The sequence below is a fragment of the Halomicroarcula saliterrae genome (assembly GCF_031624395.1).
In the GTDB taxonomy this organism is placed as follows: Archaea; Halobacteriota; Halobacteria; order Halobacteriales; family Haloarculaceae; genus Haloarcula; species Haloarcula saliterrae.
The window spans coordinates 297,244-322,771 of sequence record NZ_JAMQON010000003.1; the positions used below are offsets into that span (position 1 = coordinate 297,244).

A 25,528-nucleotide genomic window follows, 5' to 3' on the forward strand; every position below is an offset into this window, starting at 1 on the left:
CCGCCCCGGTCACGACTGAAGAATTATAGTCGTGACTCCCGATATCCTCGCATGGACACGTCCGGACTCGAACGGGATATCCGCCTGCTGCAACGGGCGCCGGTTCTGGCTGCCTGTCGCGACGGCCCCGTGGACCGCTCGACTATCGCCGAGCGGGCGGACTGTTCCCGGACGACCGTCTACCGGGCGACGACGGAACTCGAAGCCGACGGCCTGCTCGAACAGGGCTCCGGGGGGTACTCGCTGACGACCTTCGGGACGACGATACTGGACCGCATCACACAGTTCCGGGCCGAAATCGACGGTATCAGGCATCTCGTGCCGCTTTTGGGGCGAATCGACGCGTCCGAACTGCGCGAGAACGTCGACCTGTTTGCCGACGCGACCGTCGTCGAGGCCAGTCCGGACGCACCCTACGCCATCGACCAGCACTTCGCGTCCGTCATCGGCGCCAACACGGACGAGTGGTTCGGGTTCACGCAGGCGTACGGCTCTCCGATAGTCGTCGAGGCCGTCTCCGAGGCCATCGCCGCCGGCGCGAGTGCCGAGTGGGTGTTCACGAGGGAGACGGTCGAGCGCCTCTCCGAGCAGTACCCGGAGGCACAGACCGAACTTCGGGCGCTCGACCGAACTGCCTCCTACGTCGTCGATAGCCTCCCCTTCGATTTCGCCGTCCTCAACGACACGCTCGTTCTCATCGGCGCTGACACCGAGACCGGCGTCCACGCGGCCATCGCGACGACCGACGACCCCGACGCCGTCGCGTGGGCGCGTGACCTCTTCGAGACGTATCGGGACCGGGCCGAGCGGGTGGCCTGAGCGGCCGAGTCACCGCTCGCGGCGCCGTCGGAGACCGACGGCGAGACTGACCGCAAGCAGCGCCGCGACGACGCCCATACCCGGCCCGCTGGCGCCGGTCGCCGTTTCCGTGGGCGTGACGGTCGCCGGTTCGGGCGTCGGGCCGGTCGCCGACCGTGCCCTGACGCTCACGGTCCCGACTGACTGCCCGTCGACGGCCAGCGCGTAGGTGCCCGCCGTCTCGAACGTCGACGAGAGCGTCACGGTTCGGTTCGTCCCGGCGGCCACGTCGACGGAGTCGGTGGCGACGGCGCTGCCGTCGGCGGTGAGTTCCAGCGGATAGGTCCGCTCGACCGTGCCACGGTTGGTGAGCGTCACGTCGACAGCCGCCGGCTGGCCGGTGTCGACCGTCGCGGTCCGGCGGGTCGCCTCGGTCACCGTTACCATCGACGCGTTCGTCCCGACGGTAAAGACCGAGAGGCCGGGTGCGGTCGCCCGGAAGACGTAGTGCGTGTCGGTCTCGCCGACGACGGTCGTCGGCAGACGGTTCCAGCGCGTGGTCTCGTCGCGGTACAGCGACACTGACGACGGTCCGATGCGGTTCTCGCGGAGGTAGGACTTTCGCAGCCGGAAGGTGAAGGCCACCTCGCCGATGTCGGCGTCGTCGATGGAGTGTGTGACCGTCACCCGACCCATCGGTGTCGACCCGGTCGAGGCGGCGAACTCGCGGTCCCTGTCGGACGGCGCCGAGACGCCGCTTTCGGGCTCTTCCGCGGCCGGCCCACCGGCTCGAATCTCGCTCGTCGAGACGGACAACCCGAAGTCGCCGTCGCGCTCGACCGTCAGCTCGATACTCGGCACGTCGACGTTGCGCTGGTCACCGCCGGTATCGGAGTCGCCACCGGCCAGCGGAATCTGCACGGGTTCGCCCCGCTTCGCGTCCGAAACGGAGACCTCGGCGGTAGCGCTGTCGTCCGACTCGTCCACGGTGACCGACGTGCCGGAGCTACTGCCACCACCGCCGCCGCCGTCACGGACCGGGAGTACCGTGATATTGACGACGGCTCTGTCGGTGTTGCCGTCGGTATCCCGCAGCTCGTAGACGAAGGCGTCGTCGCCGTTGTAGTTCCGGTCGGGGCGGTACTCGAAGGAGCCGTTGGCAGCCAGCGTGAGCCGCCCGTCCGACGTGTTGGTCACGACCGAGACAGTGAGGTCGCCGTCGTCGGCGTCGGTGTCGTTCGCGACGACCCCGAGGTCGGCGTCGACGGCGAGCGTGTTGTCCTCCAGAACGGTGTACGCGTCGTCGACCGCGTCGGGGACCGTGTTGGTAACCGACAGGTCGGTCACCCCGGCGACGCGGTTCCCGCCGGCGTCCTCGGGGACCTTGCGTCCGGGTGCGTAGCGCAGAGTGACGTCGTCTTCGGCCGCGATACTGTCGGCGAGTGTCAGGCTGAGATTCCGCCCGTCGACCGCGACGTCGGTCACGGCGACGGCCCGGCCGCCCGCCGTGACGGCGAAGTCCCCGCCGTCCGGTACGTCCCCCGAGTCGGTCGAGAGCGTCTCGTCGGTGCGAAGCGTGAGTGTTCGCTGGCCGGTCCGTGCGCCCGTCACTGCCGGTGGGCGCGTGTCGACGGTGATGTTGAACCGTTCCACGCCGCTCGTGTCGGTCCCTTCGTTCGCGGTGCCGCCGTCGTCTCGCACCCGCACGGCGACGGTGGCGGTCCCCTCGACGCCGTCGTCGACGGCGTAGGTCAGCGTGCCGTTGTCGTCGCCGTCGGTGTCTGTAACGGCGACACTGTCGAGGATGCCCGCGGGGTCGCGCTCGACCGAGACGACGAACGCCCGGACGCCTTGGCCGGCCTCGTCGGACCCGCCGCCGGGCGAGAAGCCGGTGGCGAAGTCGGGGACCGTCCGCTCGCTCGTGTCGTTGGTCACGGTCCGGTTCGCACCGAGGTCGATGCTCGGTGCGTCGTTGACGGCCTCGACGGTGAGTGTGACCGTCGCCTGCGCCGTCGCCCCGTTGCCGTCGGCTATCTCGTAGGTGAACGTCTCCTCGCCGGTGCGGTTCGCTGCGGGGACGTACTCGACGGAGCCGTTCGCGGCGAGCGTCAGCGCGCCGTTCGCCGGGCTGGAGACCAGCGCCACCGTCAGCGCGTCGCCGTCGACGTCGCCGTCACCGTCGAGCACGCCGGGTGCGGCCACCGACAGCGCGGTGTCTTCGGCTGTCGTGTAGCTGTCCGCGTCCGCAGTCGGCGCGTCGTTGGTGTTGGTCACGTCGATGCCGAACGGGCCGACCGTGTCGGTCGCGCCGCCGCCGTCTTCGACGGTTATCTCGATGCCGTCGGCCGTGCCCACGTCATCGTTGGTCGGCGTCCCCGATAGCTCGCCGGTCGCGGTGTCGAAGGTTGCCCACGAGGGCTGGTTCACTATCGTGAACGTCGTCGTATCGCCCGCGTCCGCGTCACTGACAGCCGGTGTGTAGCTGTAGACCGAATCCTCCGCGACCGTCGCGCTGGGTGTGTTGTCGATGGACGGCGGGTCGTTGGTGTTGGTCACGTCGATGCCGAACGGCCCGAGCGTGGCCGTCTCGCCGGCGGTGTCCGTCGCGGTAATCTCGATACCGCCGTACGCACCCACGTCGTCGTTGGTCGGCGTCCCGGCTATCTCACCGGTGGCCGTGTCGAACGTGGCCCACGGGGGCCTGTTTGTAATGGTGAACGTCACCGCGTCGCCCGCGTCGACGTCGACTGCCGTCGGCGTGAACGAGTAGACGCTATCCTCGGGGGCGTCGGGTGCCGTCCCGCCTATCGTCGGTGGGTCGTTAGTGTTGGCCACGTCGATGCCGAACGGGCCGACCGTGTCGGTCGCGCCGTCGCCGTCCTCGACGGTTATCCCGATGCCGTCGTAGCTACCCACGTCGTCGTTGGTCGGCGTCCCCGACAGCTCGCCGGTCGCGGTGTCGAAAGTTGCCCACGAGGGCTGGTTCACTATCGAGAACGCCGTCGTGTCGCCTGCGTCCACGTCGGTGACGGCCGGTGTGTAGCTGTAGGGCGAATCTTCGGTGACCGTCGCGTCGGGCGCGTTGTCGATAGACGGCGGGTCGTTGACCGGCGCGACGGTCAGCGTGAACGATTCGGTCCCCGAGAGCCCGCCGTCGTCGGCTTCGAGGGTAATCGTGGCCGTCCCCGTGGCGTTCGGCGCGAGCGTGACGTCGAGCGTCCGGTCGGTGCCGGTGCCACTGACCGCCAGATTGGCGTCCGGCACCAGCGACTGGTCGCCCGAACTCGCGCCGACGGTCAGCGACCCCGGCGCCGTCTCGACGTCGTCGACTTGGAAACTGACGGGGGCGACGTCGCTGTCCTCGTCGACGGTCAGGTCGCTCACCGCGGTTATCGTCGGCCGGTCGTCGACCGGGTCCACCGTCAGGCGGAACTCTTCCCGGGCGGTCAGCGAGCCGTCGCTGACCTCGACGGTGACGAGGGTGCTCCCGGACTGGTCCGCCGCCGGGACGATATCGAGCGTGCGGTCGGTCCCGCTCCCGCCGAAGGCGTGTGACTCGACGAGCGACGGTGTGTCGGCGCTAAAGGAGAGCGTGAGGCTCCCCGCGGCCGTCTCGGCGTCACCGACGGTGAACGCGACGCCGCTCAACGGCTGGTCTTCGTCGGTCGCCTGGTCGGCGATGGCACCGATAGTCGGCGCGTCGGCCACGGGCTGGACGTCCAGCGAGACGGTCGCACTGTCGGTCTCGCTGTTTCCGTCGCCGGTCAGCCCGGGGTCCGTGCCGGTGTTGCCCTCGTCGGAGACAGTCGCGGTCACGGTGTCGGTCCCGAAGTAGTCGGTGTCGCTCCGGTAGGAGAGCGTCCCGAGCGCGGCGTTCACGTCCGACTTCGGCCCGCTGACGGTGAGCGAACTCGCGCCGTTGCTCCCGCTGACGACGGCGAGCCCCGTCGTCGAGCCGACGGTGAGCGTGCCGTGCTGGGCGGTGAGCGTCAGCCTCATGAGCCCGCCACCGTCGTCGGGATCTGCCACCTGTATCTCGTTCGCGCCGGTCAGGTCGAACGCGACGTCCTCGTCGGGCTGGAGCGTCCCGCCCGGGGCCGTTATCGAGGGGGCGTCGTTGCCGGGCTGGACGGTCACGGTCGCCGTCGCACTCGCAGTCGCCCCGGCGTCGTCGGTCGCCGTGACGGTCACCGCGCGGTCGGTGGCGTCGGGCGCGTCGTCGTCGTTCTGAAAGCGCACCGCCTCGACGGCGGCTTCGAGGTCAGCCGTGCTGGCCGTGTTGCGCGTGACGGTAATCTCGTTCGTGCTGGCCGAGAACCCGAGGTCGGCGGCGAGGCCGCTCGTGTCGACTGCCAGCCCTTCACCCGCGTCGCCCTGTGGGTTGTCGAGTGTCACCGTGACCGACTCGACGGTCCCGTCGCTGTCGGCCAGATCGACTGGCCCGGTGACGGCCACGCCGTCGCCGCTCGCGGTCCCCTGGTCGTCGTTCTCGCTGAACGTGACCGACGAAGCGGTACCGTCCGCGCCCGTATCGAGGTCGGCCGAGGGCGAGACGTTGCTCTGGTCGACCACGATGTTGTCGATAGCGACCTGGTCGCTCACGCCGGTGGTAAACCGAACCTCGTCGACACGCCGGAACTCGGAGTCGTCCCCGTCGGGGTCTCTGGTCTGATAGCCGCTGCTCGCGGCCATCGTGTAGGTCTGACTCGCCACCCGCGTCCCGTCACGGTAGCCGTAGACCGTCACGTCCTGTCCGGAATCACCGTAGTTGTCGATATCGAGGGAGTCCAGCGCGAACGGCTCGTCGCTCTCGAAGCGGGTGCCCGTCGTCGCCGGGTCCCGCGTGGCCTGTTCTAACTGGAGCTCGTTCGACGCCACCAGGCTATTCTCCGCGGCATCTCCGAACTGGTAGCCGTAGAACAGCAGTTCCCGCACGTTTCGCGCGTCGACCGAATCACCGTTTCCCAGTTCCGGGCCGAGGCTGGTGAAATCGAGCGTCGTACTCGTCGAAATCGGTTCGAGTGCCGGGTCGAAGATGACGGACTGGGACTCGCTGGTCTGGAGCGCGCCGTCCGGGTCGCCGTCGTCGAAGCTGAGCGTGAGGCCGTACTCGACGACAACCGGGTCGCCGATGTTCTCGTAGGTGATGGCCTGTAACACGTCGTCGACCAGTGCCGGCGTGGCCGCCGTCTCGGCGGCGGTGAAATCGATAGTCAGCGTGCCACCGCTCTGCGTGTAACTGGCGAAGGCGCTCCCGCCAGTTGTCAACTCCGACCCGGAGGTGGCGAAGGTTCCGGCGCTCGTATCGAACCCGTAGCTGTCGTCGGCGCTGGCACCGCCCTCACGGACGACGGTGAGCGTACTGCCCGCGTAATCGCCGGCCGCGTCGAGCTCTGTGTCGGCGACCGTCGCGTCGCTGTCGACGACCACCGGTGTCCCGCTCGCCTCGTCGTAAGTGACCGTCGCATCGAGGTTCGAGAACGACGGCTGGGTGTTCGAGGAGACCGCCTGGTCGACGACGAAGTCGTCGACGGTCACACAGCTATTGGCATCGAAGCTGGATGTGTCGCTGTACCCCTCGAACCGGACTTCGTCGACGGATGCGAAGCCGATGACTCGCGTAGTCACCGGCTCGGTCGAGCTTATGGTGTAGCTCTGTGAGTCGACCTGTGTCCCGTCCTCGTAGCCCGCAACAGTGAACGATATCGGCGTTCCGCAGAACACCTCGGTGGTGAACGAGGAGAACTGGAAACTGTCCCCGTTCGGGTCGCTAATCGTCCCATCCGGAAGGGTCTCCCGGAGATTCAGCCCGATATCCGGCTGTTCAAGCGTATCCCACTGCCAGTTCTCGAACTCCAGTGTCGTCGAACTCCCGTCGGCTTCGAGCGACCCGGTACAGGTCGTCCCGCCGCTGGACGTGCGGGTCAACAGTTCCTGCGAGACGACACAGGGGTCCGAGTTCGGATATTTACTGTCGAAGGAAAAAGTTTCCTGGGTGGTGACTTGCATCGTCCCGCCCGAGACGACGGACTCGCTCGTCCCGACGGTCGCCGACCCGCTCGCCGGCACGACTGTGACACCTGAGAGGGCCACACAGACGACGACACCGATAAGTAGCAGCATCCGCCGATTCGCCATCGCCCCGTTCATCGGCCACACGTGCCTGCCGGGCCCGTGGCAGACCGTCTGTCGGCCGCGGGCCGCACTCGTACACCGTCCTCCGGGGAGGGGTCTGCACCGCCAACGACTGTCACCGCACCGGGCCCCTTCGCGCGCGTGTCAGAGGCTCTAAGGCCAGATTGCATGGCATCTCCTTCGGACAAATCGGTATATAGCCACCGATGAAACACTGTTTCACGCGTGAAACACGGTTACGTCGCTCCCGGCCAATCGAGGTTATAAAACCCGGCGAACTGCGGCAGGCGGGCCAGGGGGACACGCAACCTTCAGCGATCATGCAGTCGAGCATGTCACCGACCGCCGACACCCAGTCGCTCGACCGCCCGGACGGCCGGACGCTCACCTACGCCGACCACGGCGACCCCGACGGGTCGCCGGTCCTGTTCTGCCACGGGACGCCCGGCTCCCGTCTGGGAGTGCCAGACTCCGGGGCCGTCGCGGCCACCGGCACCCGCTTGCTCACTGTCGACCGGCCGGGCTACGGCGGCCCACTGCCGGGACGGTCAGAACTCCGCGAGCACCGCCCGCATGACCTTCGACTCCGCTTTCCGGAGGTGCGTGCCCGCGGTCTGGGGTGAGCAGTCCAGCTCGGCCGCCACGTCGGCCTGTGTCGCCGCTCGGGGCTGTTCGTAGTAGCCAAGCGCCAGCGCGGCGTCGACGGCCTCCCGCTGGCGCTCCGAGAGCGTCGTTTCGACTCCGTCCAGCCGACCGCGGAACCGGCCGACCTCCTCGACGTCGATGTCCATGGCGTCGGGGCTGTCGTCGAAGGCCCGCTGCAGCCCCTCCGTGGCACCCACGATACGGCCGTGCATGGCTCCGTCGCGGTAGATGATCGGCGTTCGAACCACGAATCCCGACAACCGGTCCCCCTGGTGGATAGCGTCGAACAGCGAGGTTTCGAGCGGGCGCATCACGAGCAAGGCGTAACTCGGTCCCTCGTCGTAGTCGGCCACCTCGACGGACTCGACGCCGGGCGTCTCGGCAGCACCTGCGGCGAAGGCAGCGGTGTCACCGTCGATGGCAAAGAGGACCGTCTCGACGCCCCCGACGGTGGTGTTCACTTCGAGCACACGAGCCTCCTCGATCTCCGTGGAGTTCGCGAGCAGGTCGAAGAAGGCCGGCGACGCCTCGGGGTCGACGCGTGCCGTGGCCCGGATCTGTCTCATGGGACTCATTCCCGGGAGGCGGCGATATAAACCCCACTTCTATAGCTCACAGCAGCTACTCGGCCCTGTCCGCGCTCGTATACGGTGATGCCCTCGAACGCAGCACGACAGGACGCACCGACACACAGCGACGGACCGCCGGCGGTCGACGCCGAGGCGCTCTCGCTGACGTACGCCGACGGCACCGAGGCCGTCCGCGACGTATCGCTCACCATCCCTCGCGGGGAGTTCTTCGGCTTCCTCGGGCCGAACGGCGCGGGGAAGACCACGACCATCAAGATGCTCGCGACGCTGCTCGCCCCGACCGGCGGCCGTGTCAGCATCAACGGTTACGACGTCGTGGACGAGCGGACCGCCGTCCGTGGCACCGTCGGCTACATGGCACAGCACGTCAGTGTCGACAGGGAGCTGACGGCCCGCGAGAACCTCCAGTTCGCCTGTGAGGCCTACGGCGTGAGCGGGGCGGACCGCGACGCTCGCATCGAGGAACTGCTGGACCTCGTCGACCTCGCCGACGTGGCCGACACACCCGCCGGGAACTTCTCCGGCGGGATGCAAAAACGCCTCGACGCGGCGACGGCGCTCGTCCACGACCCGGCGCTCGTCTTCCTCGACGAACCGACCACCGGGCTGGACCCGAAGGCCCGAAACCGGCTGTGGGACTACTTCGAGCGCATCAACGACTCCGGGACGACGATCTTCCTCACGACGCAGTACCTCGAAGAGGCCGACGCCCTCTGTGACCGCCTGGCCGTCATCCGTGACGGCGAACTCGTCGCCGACGACTCGCCGGACGCGCTGAAACGGCGCGTCGGCGGGACCCGGCTCAGTATCGACGTCGAGGGCGGGCCGGAGGCGGCCGCTCGGGTCGCTCGCCAGAGCGGCGTGCTCTCCGACGACGCGACCCTCGACACCACCGCTGACGGACTCACCGTCGCAACGTCCGCTCCCACCGAGGACGGCCCAGACCTCCTCGTGGCGCTCCGGAACGCCGGCGTCGTGGTCACCGGCTTCGACATCGAGGAGGCGACCCTCGACGACGTCTTCCTCACTATTGCTGACGAAGGCAGTTCGGGACTCGATGTCGAGGACCCACAGCCGGTGGCCGCCGCGGGGGAGTCCGTATGAGCACCGCGACCGACCGTCCGACGCCGGCGCGCAACTCACTGCCCCGGGACGCGTGGGTGAACTTCAAGCGCTGGTCCCGGAAGGCGGTGCGCAACCCGACCGCGTTCTTCCTGGAAATCGTCGTCGGCGTGTTCTCCCTGTTGCTGTTCTCGGCGGTGTTCGGCGACGTGGGCGAGTTCGCGCTCGCGCAGGCCGGCTACGCCGACGTGGACTACCTCACCTATCTCGTGCCCGCGGTGTTCATGCAGGCGACGATGGGGTCGGCGTTCACCTCCGGCGTCGGGTTGGTCGGCGACCTGGAGAGCGGCATGTTCGAGAAAGTCACCGCCACGCCGATGGGCTGGACCGCCGTCCTGCTGGGCAAGGCGGCCGCCGACCTGCTTCGCATCCTCGTCCAGTTGCTCGTCGTCCTCGCGCTGGCCGTGGCACTGGGCGCGAGCGTCGAGACCGGTGTGGCGGGCGTAGTCGGCATCGCGGCCGTCTCCCTGCTCGTCGGCCTGCTGTTCATGTCCGTCGCCAACATCCTCGGCGTGCTCGTCCGTGACGAGGAAGCCATCAACGCCGCGTCGATGCTGTTCATGTTCCCCCTGCTCTTCCTCTCGCCGGCGTTCATCCCGGTCGCTTCGGACATCGAGTGGCTCGCCCGCCTCAACCCCGTTACCTACGGCGTCGACGCGATTCGCGCGCTCGTCCTCGGTGAGGACGTGTTGACAGTGCTGGAGGTGAGCCGCTTTGGCGGCATCTACGACACGCTCGTCCCCGCCGTGGCCGTCCTCGTCGGACTGAACGTCGTCTTCGGCGCCATCGCGGTCTGGGTCCTCGGACGCGCCAGCAGTGTCGACGCCGCCTGAGTGGCCGGCATCACGTGAACTCGATGCCGCCTGTGTTGCCGGCATCACGTGAACTCGATGCCGCCTGTGTTGCCGGCATCACGTGAACTCGATGCCGCCGTTGCTACCTACCCCCGCTGGCGATCCGTCCTCCGACTCACCCCGCCGTTCGCTCGCCGCGCTGGGTCTCCTTCCAGCGGTCGAACGCGTCCATCACCGGGCTCGAACTCACGCCGTGGAGAACGATAGAGAGAAGCACGACGAAACCCACGAACGCCCACAGCTCCGTGGCCGCGACGACGAACTCTATCTCCTGGAACGACGATTCCGCCAGCGCGTGCGAGAGGTAATAGAAAGAGCCGACGCCACGGATGCCGAAGAAGCTGACGACGAGCCGTTCCGGCCAGGGCGCGCCGCTGCCGACGAAGCTGAGGAGGCCGGCCACCGGCCGGATGCCCAGCACGAGGACGACGCCGACGAGCGCCGCTTGCAGCGTCAGCGGCGCCAGCAGGCCGCCCGCTATCGCGCCGCCGAACAGCACGAGCACTAGCGCCATCAGCAGCCGCTCGACGACGACGGCGAAGTCGTGGAGGTCGACGTAGTAGTCGTGTTCCCACTCGAAGTGACGCAGGGAGAGCGAGGCGACGAACACCGCGATGAAGCCGTAGCCGCCGAGCAGTTCGGTCACGCCGTACGCCAGCAGTGTCGTCGCCAGCGCCTCCGTCCCCGCCATCACGTCCTCCCGGCCCATGACGTCCGCGATGCTCTCGGGGACGGGCACGCGAAAGAGGAACCGCGCCACGAACTGGCCGACGGCGTAACCCAGCACGACGCCCGCGATAATCTTGTACCCCACGTCGACCAGCAGCCACTCGGCCAGCCACGGCTGGCCCGAGACGTTGGTCGCGCCCGCGACGGCGATGGCGAGGTTCGTCAGCGGGAAGGCCAGCCCGTCGTTGAACCCCGCCTCGGAGGTGAGCGCGAACCGGACCGTCCCCCACTCGTGGTACGGTTCCCCCTCGGCTTCCAGCTCGGAGAGCGGTGCGCCCGCCTCGACCCCCGCGGCGAGCACCGGGTCCGTCGGTGCGAGGACGGCCCCGAGGAGGATGGCCGTCGCCGGCAGTAGTCCGAGGACGCCCCACGCGAGCACGGCGAGCAGACCGGCCGAAAGCGGCAGGGCGATGGCGAGCAGCCGCCACGTCGCCGTCCATCGCCGGAGCGAGAACGGCCGGTCGAGTTTCAGCCCCGCGCCCATCAGAGAGATGATGACGACGAGTTCGGTGAGCCGCTCGGTCAGAGCGGGGTACTCGACGGGGTCGAGCATCGGCGCGGGGAAGACGGTAAAGAGTACCGCGCCCAGCGCGACGTAGACGATTGGAAAGGAGAGGGGCTGGTGTTCGAGGAGCCGCGGGAGGATCGCCGCCCCGAACAGCGCGACCGCGACGATGACCAGTCCGACCTCGTAGGCGCTCATCGGCCGACCGAAAGCGCTCCGGCGACGAGAGAAGCAGGTGCTTATCCTCGTGGCGAGACGCGGCGCCTCGTTTCGCCGACCTTACGTCGCCGTTGGCCCGGCTTACCGGCGCCGCCGTTGCGAGCGCTCCGGCTGCGGCCGCCGCGGTCGACCCGCGCCGCCGGCACAAGGTATCTGCCGCGGCGGCACCTACCCAACTCATGGTCGACCTCACCGCGGTCGTCCTCGACTACCTGCGGCTGTACGGGCCGCTCGTGCTCTGTCTGTTCACCTTCTTCGAGACCTCGATGCTGTTCCCGTTTCTGCCCAGCGAGGTGGTCGTCCCCGCGGCCGCGGCCATCCTCGTCACCGACCTCCCCTCGTTGCTGGTGTTCGTGACCGCCGCCGGCGTCGGCGGCACGGTCGGCGCGTTCGTCCCCTTCTACGTCTTCTACGACACCCGCGCGGGACGGGCGGACTGGCTCCGCCGGTACGTCGACGTCCCGGACGCGAAACTCCGGCACGGCCAGCGCTGGTTCCAGCGGTGGGGCCGGCCGTCGGTCCTGTGGGGTCGGTTTCTCCCGGTGGTCCGGTCGGTCGTCTCGATTCCGGCCGGGCTCGCACGGATGAACCCCTTCGAGTTCGGCCTCCTCACCGCCGTCGGCACCGTCGCGTTCTACGCGGTCGCCGGCGCGGTCGTCTACTACGGCCGAACGCGGGGCGTGTTCGAGACCGCAGTCGCCGTCGCGGCCGAGCGGCCAGTGCTGGCCGCGCTCGCGCTGCTGGCACTGCTGGCTCTCGGCGTCCTCGCCGACCGCGCCGTCGACCGATGGGTGACGCGGGACTGAACCCGGCTCGGCGTCACCCGACACCTGCTATCGGGACTCGCACCTTCGGACACGCCGCTCACGAGGGGGTGTCGTCCCGTGCGTCCGGAGTCCGAACCGCGCCCCGCCGGCGCCGCTGGCCGTAACCGGAATAAGGAGGTCGCTGCCGACGGTCGCGATCAGCCCACCACTCACTGCTCACTACCCGGCGGTTTCGCGGTAGTCGCTATGTAGGTTCGCCATCGACAGTCGCTGTCCCGGCACATCTCACACGCCGCCGTCGTATTCGATATCGGTGACGCGGCCCTGCCACGCCCGCAGCTCCCCCTCGGGACGGTGCCAGATGACCTCGCCCGACAGCGGGACACGCAGGCCGTTCCGGCGTTCGTAGTCGTCCCACCGACCCGTCCACGGCGTCAGTTCGAACCCGTCGTCGACGCGTCGGTAGCGCTCGGTGTGGACCGCCCTCACCTCGTCGTCGGTAAACGAGACCGTCAGCGACGCCGAGACGCCACGGTGCTCGACGGTCGCCTCGGCCGTTCGCTCGTCGATGGGGTCCCACTGGACCCCCTCGCGGGGTAACAGCGCCGTCGGATACCAGACCGCCTCGGCGAGATAGCGCTGGAGCTCCGCCTCGACCAGTTCCGGACTCGTCCCGACGCTGTCGAGCGGGACGACACCGAACAGCGAGACGGCCGCCGAGCCCTCGCCGTCACAGAACCGGTCGCGCACCGAGACGGAGACGGCCGGCGCAGCCCGAACGCTCGCGTCCCACAGGAAACCCGGCGGGTCGACCGTGACGTGATGGGTCGCCGAAAAGGGGAGCCACGACGACGCGGCGTCCCCGGTGCGTAGTTGTCCGGTCTGCTCGATTCGCGCCGTGTCGACGAGCGGGTGACCCTCTGGAATCGCACTCGTCAGATACCGTCGGACCGGCGCCGGCAGCCCGGCGGCGTCTGCCGGGTCGAACGTCGCGTCGCGTCCCGTGGTCGAGGGCCGGTAGAGCGCGGCGATTCGCTGTGCCGAGCGACGCGAGCGCAACCGTCTGGCGGCGAGTGCGGCTGCCAGCAGTGTCCCCGCTCCAACAGCCACGCGTCCCAGCGCCCGGGTGTACTGCATAGTGAGAGGTGGTCGGGCGAACGCAAGAAGCTATAGGCCACTACTCAGCCGAGGCGACCGGGGCAGTGCGCGCGCCGCTAGTTGCTGCCGTTGCGGAGCGTCTCGCCGCGCTCAGTCGCCCACCTACCAGTCGCGCTCGCCGACCGCGTCGACGGTCGCGGCCCAGAGATGCAGTCCGGGGATGACGTCGTCTAAGGCGCCCTCGTCGAACTCCCGAAACAGCTGCTGTACGTCCGCGACGAGGGCCTCGTCGAACCCCTGCGTGGCGAGGGCGTCGGGGGCGAGCCGCGGCGAGTACGGGACCGAGTCGACGAACGCGTCGGTGCACTCGTCGGCGCGGTCACACGCCGCTGTGAACGTCTCGCTTTCGAGCACTGGCCCGAGGTCCGCCCAGAGCGCGTCGAACAGCGTCGGCCACTGGGCGAGACAGCGGTAGATGCTCGGCAACCCGTCGTCGAAGCCGTGGAACCGCTGGAACTGGGCCGCGGTCTCGGTGATATCCTCGTCGAACTCGTCGACGGGTACCATCGACGGTTCCCGGCCGCGCCCCGCGTCGAGCCAGTCCGGGAACGGCGCCGTGGCCGCGCGGTCAGTTCCACGGGAAGCGCCGACGGACTCGCCGTGGAGCGCGCGGTTCGTCACTCGGAACAACACCGCGAGCCGCGGGGCGACGACGTCGAACGTGGCCAGTTGCCCCCGTAGCTCCGTGTATTCCGCGGGCCGCACACCGAGTTCGCTCCGCCGATACGTCGGTATCTCGACCTCGCTCTCGATGGCCGACAGCACCGTCTCGCGGTAGCGAACCGAGAAGCGCGCGAACGCTTTCGTCTCGAAGAGCGGCTTCACCTGCGACCACAGATACCGACAGAAATCCGGGTAGTTCGCCATCGTCGTCCGCCAGATCCAGTTGACGATAGGCGCCCGAAACGTCGCCCGAACGTCGTCGTAGACTCCTCGCTGCCACCCCGTCGCCTCCATCTCGTAGCGCTGCCGGCTCGTGTCCATGCCGAGATAACGGGCCGTGGATTGTTAACTGGGCGACCCGACCCGCGCGTGGCGACGGTGTCGCTACTGGCCGTCAGTCCAGTTCTTTCACGACTTCTGCGGGGTTCCCCTGTACGACGACGCCCTCCGGGACGTCCCGGGTGACGACGGCTCCCGAGGCCACCACCGACCGGTCACCGACGTCGACGCCCGGATTGAGGACCGCCTGACCGCCAATCCAGACGTCGTCACCGACGCTGACGGGCTTGCCGTACTCTCTTCCCTCGGCCCGACTCTCAGCATCGAGTGGATGCGTCGCCGTGTAGACGTGGACCGACGGTCCCAGCAGGCATCGGTCGCCGAACGTTATCGAGCAGACGTCGAGGAAGACACAGCCGAAGTTCGCGAAGAAGCGGTCGCCGACGGTAATCTGTTCGCCGTAGTCACACCGGAACGGCGGCTCGACGGTCGGGGTCTCGCCGACCGACCCGAACAGTTCGTCGAGGAGGAGCGCTCGGCTCTCCCTGTCGGTCGCGCCCGTCCGGTTGTACAACCGAACCAGTTCTCTGGCGCGAACGCGGTCGGCGACGAGTTCTGGGTCTGCCGGGTCGTACAGCTCGCCGGCGAGCATCTTTTCCTTCTCACTGGACATACGGACTCTTTCGTCGCCGGGCGGATAGCCATGGTGCTCACGCGTGTGCAGCTCGGTCACGCACAAAGAGCCGTTTGACCCTCCCAAACCGTTAATTTGCCCCCAGGTGACGGTCGACGTAATGGTACGAAGCGCACTCGTTCTCGTCGTCCTCGCCTCGGTGACGATAGCGGGGTATTCCGGCGTCCAGAGCCCGGGCACACCGACGGCGGAGCCGACCGACGAAACTGACGTCTCGCCCGAGGAGATTCCCGGCGTTTCGAACGGGACACTGACGGACGCCGCCGCTCTCGCGACGGCGAACGGGGCCGCCGTCGTCGGCGACGGCGCGACGATACGAATCACACAGACCGCCCCCGACAGAGAGACGCGGATGCTGCTGACGGTGGCTGACGACGGCGCCTTCGAGTTCTCGCGGACGGTCTCGGCCGACGGCAACGAGTCGACCGTCGACTACTACCGCAACGACACGGCTACCTACGTGCGGGCGGAAACCGGCGGCGAGACGACCTACCGCGTCGTGGAGCAGCCGTTCCGGCCGCTCGAAGGCGTCAACTCGTCGCTCGAAACCGTTCTGGCTGCCGGCGACTTCACCGTCGCTACCGAGCCGTCCGACTCGGCGACCGTCGTGTTGACCGCGGACGAGTTCACCACGTCGCCGAACAGCCCGGTTCTCGACGGCGCGACGCCGGAGCGCGCTCGGCTGGTGCTGACCCAAGAGGGCGGGATTCAGAACCTCACAGTCACCGGGCAGCGAGACGGTCAGACGGTGACCTACACGTACGAACGACGGCAGGCTCCCGTCGACCGTGTGCCCGCCCCCGGGTGGCTCGCCGACGTGCCGCCGACCGCCGACCTGCATCCCGACCTCTCCACGGACGTCGTGGACGACTCGTACCTCCGCATCGACCACGACGGCGGTGACACGGTCCCGCGAAACACCACGCTCGCCTTCTCCGCGAACGACACCGCCGGTACCGTCACCTTCGACTCCCCGCTCGAAGCCGGCGACACCCGGTACGCCTACTTCGCGCCGGCCGACGAGTCGCTCGTGGTGACGGAAGACCGACCGGCCGCCGACGCGACCGTCCCCATCGAGAGCCCCGCCTCGGTCACGATATCGACGGCCGACGGCGTGACGCTGCTCAGTGTCGGTATGAGCTGGGGGTCCGAATCAGTGAGCGAGGGGTCGACGGGCGACGCCGGCGGGAGCGACGCGTAGCTGGCACCTGACGCGGTCACGTCCCACACGTAGAAACCCATATCCGTCCCTGCTCCGGACCCTGCGTATGGAGGAACTAGCCGGGACCGTTCTCGTGGGGGAGTCGTTCGAGCCGATTCGTGGACGCGTCGTCGTCGAAGACGGCCGCATCGAGGCCGTCGAGGAAGCCGAGACCGACGCGACCGACATCATCGTCCCGGCGTTCGTCAACGCGCACACCCACCTCGGCGACAGCGTCGCCAAAGACGCGGCCGTCGGGCTGTCGCTCGAAGACGCGGTGGTGCCGCCGGAGAGCCTGAAACACCGCCGGCTGGCGGCCGCCGACCGAACCGAGCTCGTGACGGCCATGCGCCGGACGCTTCGACACGTGCACCGCACCGGGACGATAACCTGTCTCGACTTCCGGGAGTTCGGGGTCGAGGGGGCACAGGCGCTGCGCGAGGCGGCCGAGCCGCTCGCTATCGAGCCGTTCATCTTCGGGAGCGACGAGCTGTCCGTCCTCGACGTCGCCGACGGCTACGGGGCGTCCGGTGCGAACGACGCCGATTTCACCGACGAGCGCGCCGCGACGGCGGAGCGTGGAGTGCCCTTCGCCATCCACGCCGGCGAGCCCGACGCCTCCGATATCCACCCCGCGCTCGACCTGGAGCCGGACCTGCTGGTCCACATGGTCCACGCCCGGCAGGAGCACCTCGACCGGGTCGCGGCGCAGTCGGTCCCCATCGCGGCCTGCCCGCGGACGAACGCCGTCCTCGACGTCGGCCGGCCGCCGATTCGGGAGCTACTCGACCACACGACGGTCGCACTCGGGACGGACAACGTGATGTTGAACCCGCCGAACATGTTCCGCGAGATGGCCTACACGGCCACGCAGTTCGACGTGAGCGCACGGGAGGTCCTGGGGATGGCGACGACGGCCGGCGCCGACATCGCCGGTCTCGACTGCGGGCGAATCGCTCCCGGCCGACGCGCGGCGCTCACCGTCCTCGACGGCGACTCGGACAACCTGGCGGGGTCGGCCGACCCGGTCGAAGCGGTCGTCCGGCGCGCCACACCGCTCGACGTCGAGCGGGTGCTGGTCTGAGTTCTCTGTCTGTTCGTTCTGTGGCCAGTTTCGACTTCGACGGCGACGAGCGCTGTCCGAACGTGTCCAGCGGATTCGCAGTGCTCGACTCGGGTATGGGGTTCCCGGACGCTATCGTTATGTCGTGCTAGACCGTATCGTGAGATATTATGGCACAGCAAGGTGTACCAGAGGAGCTACACGTCGACCAGTACACGCTCGGACTGGTCGGTCCGGACCAGGAGTGGGCCGGTACGGTCGCCGACGGGGGCCGAGTCACGACGTACACGCCGCCGGGCTGTTGGGGGCCGATGGTCACGCCCTCCTTTCGCGGCGGCCACGAAGTGACACGCCCCATCCGCGTCGAGGGCGCGACCGTCGGCGACGCCGTAGCGATACACATCCGCGATATCGAGGTGACGAGCATGGCGACGAGTACGGGGTCTATGGCCGAGCGCGAAGACGCTTTCCGGGACGACCCGTTCGTCGACCACCGGTGTCCGGAGTGCGGAACGACGTGGCCCGACTCGGTCGTCGAGGGCACCGGTGAGGACGCCATCCGGTGTGCTGAGTGCGGTGCGAACGCCTCCTCCTTTGGCTTCGAGTACGGTTACACCGTGGCGTTCGACCACGAGAACGGCGTCGGCGTCACCCTCGATACAGACGGCGCCCACGAGCTGGCGACGGACGCCGAGGCAGTGATGGATATCCCCGAGAACGCCCGCCAGCACCCGATACTGCTGTACGAGCCTGACGGGATGCCAGGCACACTCGGCCGGCTGCGCCCGTTTATCGGGAACATCGGCACGACACCGCCGGTGACGATGCCGGACTCGCACAACGCGGGGGACTTCGGGCAGAGTCTCATCGGCGCGGACCACGACTACGGCGTCGAGACCGAGGCCGACCTCGAAGCGCGGACCGACGGCCACATGGACATCCCGGAAGTCCGCGAGGGCGCGACACTCATCTGTCCCGTCGCCATCGACGGCGGCGGCATCTACGTCGGCGACCTCCACGCGAACCAGGGCGACGGGGAGCTCTCCCTGCACACCACCGACGTCAGCGGGACCGTCACGATGGACGTCGAGGTCATCCAGGGGCTCGAACTCGACGGCCCCGTCTTGCTTCCCACCGAAGAGGACCTGCCGTTCATCAGCCGGCCCTACAGCGACGCGGAGCGCGAGGCCGGCCGCGAGCTCGGCACAGCCCACGGCGTCGACGTGGAGACGGAGATGGCGCCGATTCAGGTAGTGGGGTCGGGCGCGACGGTCAACGACGCCACACAGAACGCCTTCGACCGGGCGACGACGCTGCTCGATATGACCGAAGGCGAGGTCCGGGCGCGCTGTACCTTCACCGGGGGCGTCCAGATCGGCCGGCTCCCCGGCGTCGTCCAGCTCGATATGCTCGCGCCGCTAGACGTGTTAGCCGAGCGCGGTCTCGCCGACACCGTCCGCGCACAGTACGGGCTCTAATACCCCACCGCCAGCGCTGGTATAGCGAGCACACGTCCACAACCCTCTCCCAGTGCAACGACGTGGTCTGGACGGGAGTCGTCGCGGCCGGTCTCTACAGACTGTTCAGGACCTAGGGCTCGACAACTGACTACAGCTCTCCGCGCAGCCGACCGGCTCGCCACTCCCACACGAACTCCACTCCCAGCCAGGTCAGGAGCCAGAGTGTCGTGACGACGGCGACCACCGCAGTCGAAGAGAGCACGTACAGCGGCTGTGTGACGGCCACCAGCGCTGGATACCACAGCGCGAGTATCGCCCCAGTACAGAGCAGCCCGGCGACGCCACAGAGACAGTGCTCGACAGTCCCGACCGTCCCCGGGAGGCACTGTTCAGCCGGAGTGTGCGGTCCCTCGTCCGTCTGCTCGCGCTTGTATGGTGTGGGCATACATACCACGCACTGTGTGAAAGTTAGCTATTAACCATTATAAATATTCGCCCGAGCCTGCGGTGACAGCCGACGGCACCTCCGCGCGTTCGAGACGCGCAGTCGATGGCTCCCGTGCGTCGACGACGCTCTCTGCACAGCTCGGAGTCGTGCTGCCGGCTGTAACAGCACGGGAGAATTCGACATCCCGGGTACCGGACACCTCCGCGTGCTCACAGCCGACAGTATCACCTCACCACGCTGCGAAGCCGGGGTCGATGAGCCGCTCGTGGTAGTCGAGCTCGTCTATCTTCGCGAGGTCGGTATCGTCGAGCGTGAGCCGCTGGCTCTCCCAGTTCGCTCGGATGTGGGCTTCGCCGGTCGCCTTGGGAATCGCCGCGACGTCGTTCTGGCGAAGCCACGCCAGCGCGACCTGGACCTCGCTGGCGTCGTGTTTCCCGGCGATGTCGGTCAGTTCGGGCACGTCGGACACTTTCCCGCGGGCGATGGGCGCGTAAGCGACGACGGCGACGTCGTTTCGGTCGCAGTACGCCCGTAGCTCGTCCTGCTGGAGGAGCGGGTGGAGCTCGACCTGATTCGCGGCGATGGGCGCCTCGGAGTGTTTCTGTGCGGTCGCTATCTGCTCGGGCGTGAAGTTGCTCACCGCGATACTGTCGACGACCCCCTCGTCGTAGAGGTCGTTGAACGCCGCCATCGTCTCCGCGGCGTCGTAGCTACCCGCCGGCCAGTGGACGTAGAGGAGGTCTACGTAGTCCAGACCGAGCCGGTCGAGGCTCGCCGTCGCGCTCGGGACGACGTCGTCGCCGGCGAGGTCGTCGTACCAGAGTTTCGTCGCGACGACGACTTCCTCTCGGGGCACCGACGACGCCTCGATACCGGCGCCGACCGCCGCCTCGTTCTCGTAGTAGGCCGCGGTGTCGATGTGGCGATAGCCCATCTCCAGCGCCGTGGTGACGCTTTCGGTGGCCTGCTCGCCCGTGTTCTTGTACGTGCCGAGTCCGAGTGCCGGAAGCCCGTTCGAGATGGTCGGTACGGTCATAGCAGATGGTGGACGGGGACGTCATTAGGCCCTCGGATACGGGAGCGAGTCACGCGCCACCCCCGAACTGGTCCATCACCGCGCGGACGATGTTCGCTTCCGCCTTCTGGAGGTGGTCGCTGGCCGTCGGCGGCGCACAGTCGAGTTCGGCGGCGACGTCTTCGTGCGTTGCTCCGCGGGGCTGGTTGTAGTAGCCCAGTTCGACCGCGGCGGCGACTGCCTCGCGCTGTCTGTCGCTGAGACTCGCTACCGGACCGTCGGCCCCCGCCCGGAGCCGGCCGATTTCGTCTATCCGGACGTCGACGCCATCGGGTGCGGCGTCGAGGGCGCGCTGGAGGGCGGCAGCGTCGCCGACGACCCGAGCCGCCATGGTCCCGTCGCGGTAGACGATCGGTTTGCGGACGACGAGGCCAGCCTGTGTGGACGCCCGGTGGATGGCGGCAAACAGCGGCGTTTCCAGCGGTCGCATGACGACCAGCACGTACGTCCGGCCCCGCGTCGTCTCCGACAGTTCCACGGACTCGATACCGTCGGTATCGGTCGCCCGTTCGGCGACGGTCGTCGGATCGCCGTCGACAGTGTACAGGAGCGTCGACTGGTCGTCCGCCGTCATGCTCCAGTCGACCAACCGGGCCTCCGCGATGGTCGGCGAATCGGCCAGCAACTCGAAAAATTCCGGTGCGTGGTCGTCGTCGACGTGGACGGTGACCTGGAGGTGTTTCACGCCCTCACGTATCGAGCGAGGCATGGATAAATCCCACATGCATACCTCACAGAAGCTCCATTCGACGATGGACCGTAGCTCGGGACCGAGATGGACTCCGAGAGGCGACCCTCTGACAGGGGAGAGCGTATCGACGACGGCGGGGGACAGACGCTGCGGACCGGTCGCCCGCTCGCGGACGGAACCCCCACTGACGGACCGGCCCTCGACTTGCATCCCGAGAGCGCTGCGAGTGTCCTCCTGCGGCAGTCGCCTCGCCCGCTCGTTTCCGACCCGGTGAGCGAGACGTGGGCGACGCTGCTAGAGCGGCCGGACCAGGGCGAGAGCGACCGTCCCGTGCTGGTCCAGTGGGTGTCGCCGGCGTCACCCGCGCCACCTCCCCACCGCCATCCGACGACAGAGACGTTCAGGTCGCTCGAAGGGACCCTCACTGTCCTCCGCGAGGGCGACCCCGTTCGACTCGGTCCCGGCGACTCGCTGACTGTCCGACCGGGGCAAGCCCACACTTTCCGAAACGACACCGACGAGACCGTCGCGTTCCGCGCGGAACTCCCGTCGATGCGGACAGTGAGCGCGCTCTATACGGTCTGGGGGCTGGCACACGAGCGCGGCAGCGACGACGACGGCACCTACCCCGGCCCGGGACCGGTGCGCTCGCTCGCCATCGCGGCGGACCTGTTCGACGAGACGGCGATGTCGATGGCTCCGCTCCCGGTTCAGCGACTCCTCTGGGCAGTCGTCGGACGGGCCGCCCGCCTGTCCGGAGTGCCCGGCATCGACGACGCGTATCTCGACTCGCCGTTCTGGGACCGACACGTCGAGCAACCGGCGTGGGACACGTGACGATGGGGCTGACTGACCGGACCCCGCTGACGTTCGAGCGGGGGCCGCTGGTCCCCGCCGCCGCGTACCTCGTCGTCATCGGTGTCCTGTCCGCGCTGGTGTTCGTGTCCCCGGCAGCGTCACCGCCGCCCGTTCTGGGGATGGCCTGGGGCGTGTTCCTCGTCGGACTCGCTATCGGTGCGTTCACAGTCGAGGGCGTCTCGCAACGCAGGGTCCTCCCGTCCGCTCGCGCCCTCGTCTCCGTGAGCGGGGTCCTCGCCGCGTTCTGGGCGCTGTACAATCTCGTCGCGGTCGCCCTCGCGCTGGGCGGCGTCGTCGGGTTCGAGGCCGCGTGGTCGCGCGCCGCCGCCCGCCCGCTCCCCTATCTCGCGGCGCTGTCCAGCTCGCTCCTGTTCACCGCGATTCCGGAAGAACTGTTCTTCCGTGCGTATCTCCAGCAGCGACTCGTCGCGATGGCCGGCGGCGACACCCGCCGCACGGTCGTCGCCGGCGTCGCGGCCGCGGCGCTCCTGTTCGCCGTCTTCCACCTCCCGCGGTGGGTTCTCGCGTCGGGGCACGGAGTCGGTACCGCGCTGGTCGTCCGATTCGCCGGGCTGACGCTCGCGGGTCTCGCCTACGGGCTCGTGTACGCAGTCACGGGGAACCTCTGGCTGGTCGCGCTCTGTCACGCGACGATGAACTATCCGCCTCTCCTGGTTTCAGTGCACGTTCCGGCCGAACTCCACCTCGTCGCCGGTGCCGTCGAATACGCCGCTCTCGTCTCGGTCGTCTACCTGGCCGTACGCGTGCTCGACCCGGACCGGCCAGCGCCGGTCTGGTCTCGCAAGGGGTTCGCGTCCTGAACGCCGCTCTGTCCCGACCGACACCGCTGCAGGTCAGAGACGGGGCGGTTCACACCGCTCGACGGTCCGTGAGCAGTGACCGCCCACTATTCGTCGCTGGCGTTCGTCCTGTCCTGGTACACCTCGACGGTGAAGGGTTCGTCAACGGGTGCCTCTTCGGTGTCGAGGTAGCCCGTGGCGACCGCGGTGTAGGCCTCACCGTCCTCGACAGTCACGTTGACTGTCTGAACGACTTCGCCGTCGTCGTCGTCCGTCGCGTTCCGGACCTCCAGCTCGTACTCGCCCGGCGGAACCGTCGCGTACTCGGTCGCGTTGCCGAACTCGACGTCGTCGAAGAGCACGTCGCCGGTCTCCGCGACGGTCACGTCGACCGCTGGCGCGTCAGGTGCGAGGTGGGCGAGTCGGACCGCCGATTCGTTCTCTCCCGGCTCTGCGTCGTCGGGGAGCGCGACAGCGACGAGGTCCTCGCCGTCGGCGGCGAGCTCACCGCCGACAGCGACGGTGGCCTGGCCGGACTCGACATCTAGCTCCTCTTCGTACACGACCGTTTCAGAATCGTTCGCCGGAGTCACCGTGACCGTCTGTGTTCCCGCTGGGACCGATTGGTACTCGCTTTCCTCCCCGAACTCGACGTCCTCGAAGACCAGTTCGCCGTCGACGTAGACGTCGACTGCCGGCGCGTCAGGGACCGCGTGGATGACCCGGACTTCCGCGTCCGACTGGTCCTCCTGTGCCGCCGCGACGCCGACGCTGGCGACAACTAGACTCCCGAATACGGCCGCTGCAAGTACGAGCGCGAGTAATCGCGCTACTGCCGGTCTGCTTGTTGAGCTGCTGGACATTGCGACAGGTGGAGAAGGACAGTTCCAATATTGTTATTAATGTGATACGATACTCCGTTCAGAGATAGCTGGACGGGAGGAGAGCCGAAAGACTGACTTATCAAACGGCTGCCGTGACTTACTGCACGCTCCCGGCTGGCAGCTGCGACGTATCCGTGAGCGAAACGCGACCACCGCGACGCCGGACCCGGCTCGCCTGTCTCGGCCCACTCAGCTGTAGTGTTCGTCGAGGTACTCGACGATGTCGTCGCTCTCGTACGTCGTCTCCTCGCGCCGGTGGTCGACGAGGAACGGAATCTGGTCCTCGCCGCCGAGGGCGAGCAGTTCGTCGTGGGTCTGCTCGTTCAGCGTCTCCCCCTCGTGCGTGCGGGGATTGTGGATCGTGTACGAGACGCCCAGGTCGGACAGCTTCTGGCGGGCCTTCTCCGAGTAGGGGCAGCCCTCGGCCTGGTAGAGTTCGAGCATCGTTCGCACGGAGGGACGCCAGACCGATAACGGCTCGGCTGGCGCTGGATGTGAGGTGGGTGACTCCGTTAGAACACTACGCCGAGTAGCTGTGCGAGGCCGGCGGCACCTTCCCCACGCGGCTCGGCGTGCCGTCCTCGCCCACCACCGGCCAGCCGTCCCGCCATCGAAGGCGGTCGAGCATGAGGACCCGGCGCGGCGTGTCCCCGACCCACGCCTTGCCCGCGACGTAGGCGTGATACAGCAGCCACCAGCCGCCCTGTGCGTCACAGACCACCGCGCAGTGGCCCGGTGCGCGGAACGTCTCGCTACTCTGCAGGATAGTCGTCCCGGTCGCGCCGTCGGCCGTGAGGCGCTCCCCGTCGCGGTTGCGATAGGGGCCGCGTAGCTGCTCGGCCCGACCCGTGACGACGTGATAGGTGCTCTCGGCGCCCGCACAGCAGGTCCCCCGCGAGCCGAAGAAGTAGAAACAGCCGTCGCGCTCGACGACGTAGGGCGCCTCGACGCCCTCGCCCGCTATCTGGAACTTCTCCCCCGCGGTCGAGAGGCCGTCGTCGGCCAGCCGGACGCCGTAGCTGCCCCGATGGCTTCCCCAGAACAGATACGGATGCCCGCCCTCGAACAGCATCGGGTCGATGGAGTTCGGGACACCGACGGGCTCACTCCTGAAGAGCCCACCGCGGGGCTCGAAGGGACCGGTCGGGTCCGGAGCGGTAGCGACGCCGACGCCCGGATTCTCGGCACCGAACTCCGCGTCGGAGTAGTATAGCAGCGTCCGGCCCCCGCGTCGGCCGACCCCCGGCGCCCAGAGCCCCCGGTAGCGCGACCACGGCGGCGCCGCCTCGAAGGCCGGCCCGACGGGCTCCCAGTCGACGAGGTTCGACGACCGCAGCACGGGTACCAACTGGCGCTCCACGGGGCCCGAGGCCCACTGGTGGTAGGTGCCGTAAGCGTAGTAGGTGCTCTCGACCCGGAGCACGTCTGGGTCCGGGAAGACGTGGTCGTAGACCGGGTTGCGGTAGGTGTCTGCCGACTGGTACGCTCGCGTGGCGGTCCCGACCAGCGCCCCCGCTCCGACGCCCGCGAGCAGTTCGCGCCGGTTCACACCGGGGCTTGGCCGAAGGGTCACAAAAGGGCGCTGCACGCTGTCGCAAGCTTTTCTCCGGTCGCCAGCCGTTAGCGAGGCGTGCTCGTGCGATGGCGGCTCACACCACAGGGGGTCCGTTTCGTAACGTATTTCTGTGCCACCGAAGTACCTCAGAATGCTTCAGTCAGCGTGTCCGGGCTGGGGTAGTGGCATCCTTTAGCCTTGTGGTGGCTAAGAGGCGGGTTCAATTCCCGCGCCCGGACCTGAAACCGACATCGCCGAGTCGCGGGACTACTCGTTTTCGTCTCGCACCTGCGGCCGTCTTCTGGAACGGGTCAAGCAGTGGAGAAAGACGGTGT

At 68.3% G+C, this 25,528-nt stretch carries 22 protein-coding genes; 10 read left to right on the forward strand and 12 right to left on the reverse strand.

From position 1 onward, the window contains the following. The first annotated feature begins 51 nt into the window (after positions 1–51). On the forward strand, positions 52–819 hold the full coding sequence (locus NDI56_RS12795; protein ID WP_310919930.1) for a helix-turn-helix transcriptional regulator: 768 nt from the start codon (positions 52–54) through the stop codon (positions 817–819). 9 nt (positions 820–828) lie between these two features. On the opposite strand, the gene NDI56_RS12800 is transcribed toward NDI56_RS12795, so the two are convergent. Beyond that, the gene (locus NDI56_RS12800) at positions 829–6,948 is read right to left on the reverse strand and encodes a tandem-95 repeat protein (RefSeq protein WP_310919931.1); all 6,120 of its coding nucleotides are present in this window, start codon (positions 6,946–6,948) and stop codon (positions 829–831) included. A gap of 317 nt (positions 6,949–7,265) precedes the next feature. Here NDI56_RS12800 and NDI56_RS12805 point away from each other — a divergent pair, with 317 nt between their 5' ends. Continuing rightward, positions 7,266–7,556, forward strand: a complete 291-nt coding sequence (locus tag NDI56_RS12805; protein WP_310919932.1) for an alpha/beta fold hydrolase — start codon at positions 7,266–7,268, stop codon at positions 7,554–7,556. Here NDI56_RS12805 and NDI56_RS12810 read toward each other — a convergent pair. Beyond that, a complete protein-coding gene (locus NDI56_RS12810; protein ID WP_310919933.1) occupies positions 7,482–8,144 on the reverse strand; it encodes a helix-turn-helix domain-containing protein in 663 nt (220 codons plus the stop codon). The two genes, NDI56_RS12805 and NDI56_RS12810, sit on opposite strands and share 75 nt — an antisense overlap. Before the next feature lie 87 nt (positions 8,145–8,231). On the opposite strand from NDI56_RS12810, the gene NDI56_RS12815 reads away from it, so the two are divergent. Together NDI56_RS12815 and NDI56_RS12820 are read left to right on the forward strand one after the other, a co-directional pair. Continuing rightward, positions 8,232–9,272 (forward strand): ABC transporter ATP-binding protein, encoded by a 1,041-nt coding sequence (locus NDI56_RS12815; protein ID WP_310919934.1) that lies wholly within the window; start codon positions 8,232–8,234, stop codon positions 9,270–9,272. Then, on the forward strand, positions 9,269–10,123 hold the full coding sequence (locus tag NDI56_RS12820; RefSeq protein WP_310919935.1) for an ABC transporter permease: 855 nt from the start codon (positions 9,269–9,271) through the stop codon (positions 10,121–10,123). The genes NDI56_RS12815 and NDI56_RS12820 overlap by 4 nt, the downstream gene beginning before the upstream one ends. A 136-nt stretch (positions 10,124–10,259) precedes the next feature. On the opposite strand, the gene NDI56_RS12825 is transcribed toward NDI56_RS12820, so the two are convergent. Continuing rightward, positions 10,260–11,576, reverse strand: a complete 1,317-nt coding sequence (locus tag NDI56_RS12825) for a cation:proton antiporter (protein ID WP_310919936.1) — start codon at positions 11,574–11,576, stop codon at positions 10,260–10,262. 200 nt (positions 11,577–11,776) lie between these two features. Between NDI56_RS12825 and NDI56_RS12830 the strand changes: the two genes are divergently transcribed. Next, positions 11,777–12,403 (forward strand): DedA family protein, encoded by a 627-nt coding sequence (locus NDI56_RS12830; protein ID WP_310919937.1) that lies wholly within the window; start codon positions 11,777–11,779, stop codon positions 12,401–12,403. Between the two features lie 246 nt (positions 12,404–12,649). Here NDI56_RS12830 and NDI56_RS12835 read toward each other — a convergent pair whose 3' ends face one another. The 3 genes from NDI56_RS12835 to NDI56_RS12845 form a co-directional block, all read right to left on the reverse strand. Continuing rightward, positions 12,650–13,501: a DUF6920 family protein gene (locus NDI56_RS12835; RefSeq protein ID WP_310919938.1), complete on the reverse strand. Its 852-nt coding sequence runs from the start codon at positions 13,499–13,501 to the stop codon at positions 12,650–12,652. 123 nt (positions 13,502–13,624) lie between these two features. Next, positions 13,625–14,506 carry a halocarboxylic acid dehydrogenase DehI family protein gene (locus NDI56_RS12840; protein WP_310919939.1) on the reverse strand — a complete coding sequence of 294 codons (882 nt, stop codon included), beginning with the start codon at positions 14,504–14,506 and terminating at the stop codon, positions 13,625–13,627. A 73-nt stretch (positions 14,507–14,579) separates the two neighbouring features. Further along, positions 14,580–15,137: a sugar O-acetyltransferase gene (locus NDI56_RS12845; RefSeq protein ID WP_310919940.1), complete on the reverse strand. Its 558-nt coding sequence runs from the start codon at positions 15,135–15,137 to the stop codon at positions 14,580–14,582. A gap of 121 nt (positions 15,138–15,258) precedes the next feature. On the opposite strand from NDI56_RS12845, the gene NDI56_RS12850 reads away from it, so the two are divergent. From NDI56_RS12850 to NDI56_RS12860, 3 genes are all read left to right on the forward strand, one after another. After that, a complete protein-coding gene (locus tag NDI56_RS12850) occupies positions 15,259–16,359 on the forward strand; it encodes a hypothetical protein (RefSeq protein WP_310919941.1) in 1,101 nt (366 codons plus the stop codon). Between the two features lie 67 nt (positions 16,360–16,426). Continuing rightward, positions 16,427–17,443 (forward strand): amidohydrolase family protein, encoded by a 1,017-nt coding sequence (locus NDI56_RS12855; protein ID WP_310919942.1) that lies wholly within the window; start codon positions 16,427–16,429, stop codon positions 17,441–17,443. A 149-nt stretch (positions 17,444–17,592) separates the two neighbouring features. Next, positions 17,593–18,900 (forward strand): acetamidase/formamidase family protein, encoded by a 1,308-nt coding sequence (locus NDI56_RS12860; protein WP_310919943.1) that lies wholly within the window; start codon positions 17,593–17,595, stop codon positions 18,898–18,900. Positions 18,901–19,030: 130 nt separating this feature from the next. On the opposite strand, the gene NDI56_RS12865 is transcribed toward NDI56_RS12860, so the two are convergent. The 3 genes from NDI56_RS12865 to NDI56_RS12875 form a co-directional block, all read right to left on the reverse strand. Beyond that, a complete protein-coding gene (locus NDI56_RS12865; RefSeq protein WP_310919944.1) occupies positions 19,031–19,327 on the reverse strand; it encodes a hypothetical protein in 297 nt (98 codons plus the stop codon). 232 nt (positions 19,328–19,559) lie between these two features. Beyond that, positions 19,560–20,366 carry an aldo/keto reductase gene (locus tag NDI56_RS12870; protein ID WP_310919945.1) on the reverse strand — a complete coding sequence of 269 codons (807 nt, stop codon included), beginning with the start codon at positions 20,364–20,366 and terminating at the stop codon, positions 19,560–19,562. Between the two features lie 49 nt (positions 20,367–20,415). Beyond that, entirely contained in the window at positions 20,416–21,114 is a 699-nt protein-coding gene (locus NDI56_RS12875) for a helix-turn-helix domain-containing protein (RefSeq protein WP_310919946.1), read from the reverse strand. Positions 21,115–21,180: 66 nt separating this feature from the next. On the opposite strand from NDI56_RS12875, the gene NDI56_RS12880 reads away from it, so the two are divergent. Further along, a complete protein-coding gene (locus NDI56_RS12880) occupies positions 21,181–21,933 on the forward strand; it encodes a cupin domain-containing protein (RefSeq protein WP_310919947.1) in 753 nt (250 codons plus the stop codon). A 2-nt stretch (positions 21,934–21,935) separates the two neighbouring features. Further along, on the forward strand, positions 21,936–22,775 hold the full coding sequence (locus tag NDI56_RS12885) for a CPBP family glutamic-type intramembrane protease (RefSeq protein WP_310919948.1): 840 nt from the start codon (positions 21,936–21,938) through the stop codon (positions 22,773–22,775). An 86-nt stretch (positions 22,776–22,861) separates the two neighbouring features. On the opposite strand, the gene NDI56_RS12890 is transcribed toward NDI56_RS12885, so the two are convergent. From NDI56_RS12890 to NDI56_RS12900, 3 genes are all read right to left on the reverse strand, one after another. After that, positions 22,862–23,617 (reverse strand): DUF4397 domain-containing protein, encoded by a 756-nt coding sequence (locus tag NDI56_RS12890; RefSeq protein WP_310919949.1) that lies wholly within the window; start codon positions 23,615–23,617, stop codon positions 22,862–22,864. Between the two features lie 210 nt (positions 23,618–23,827). After that, positions 23,828–24,082, reverse strand: a complete 255-nt coding sequence (locus NDI56_RS12895) for a glutathione S-transferase N-terminal domain-containing protein (RefSeq protein ID WP_310919950.1) — start codon at positions 24,080–24,082, stop codon at positions 23,828–23,830. Between the two features lie 76 nt (positions 24,083–24,158). Further along, the gene (locus tag NDI56_RS12900; RefSeq protein ID WP_310919951.1) at positions 24,159–25,187 is read right to left on the reverse strand and encodes a family 43 glycosylhydrolase; all 1,029 of its coding nucleotides are present in this window, start codon (positions 25,185–25,187) and stop codon (positions 24,159–24,161) included. Between the last annotated feature and the right edge of the window lie 341 nt (positions 25,188–25,528).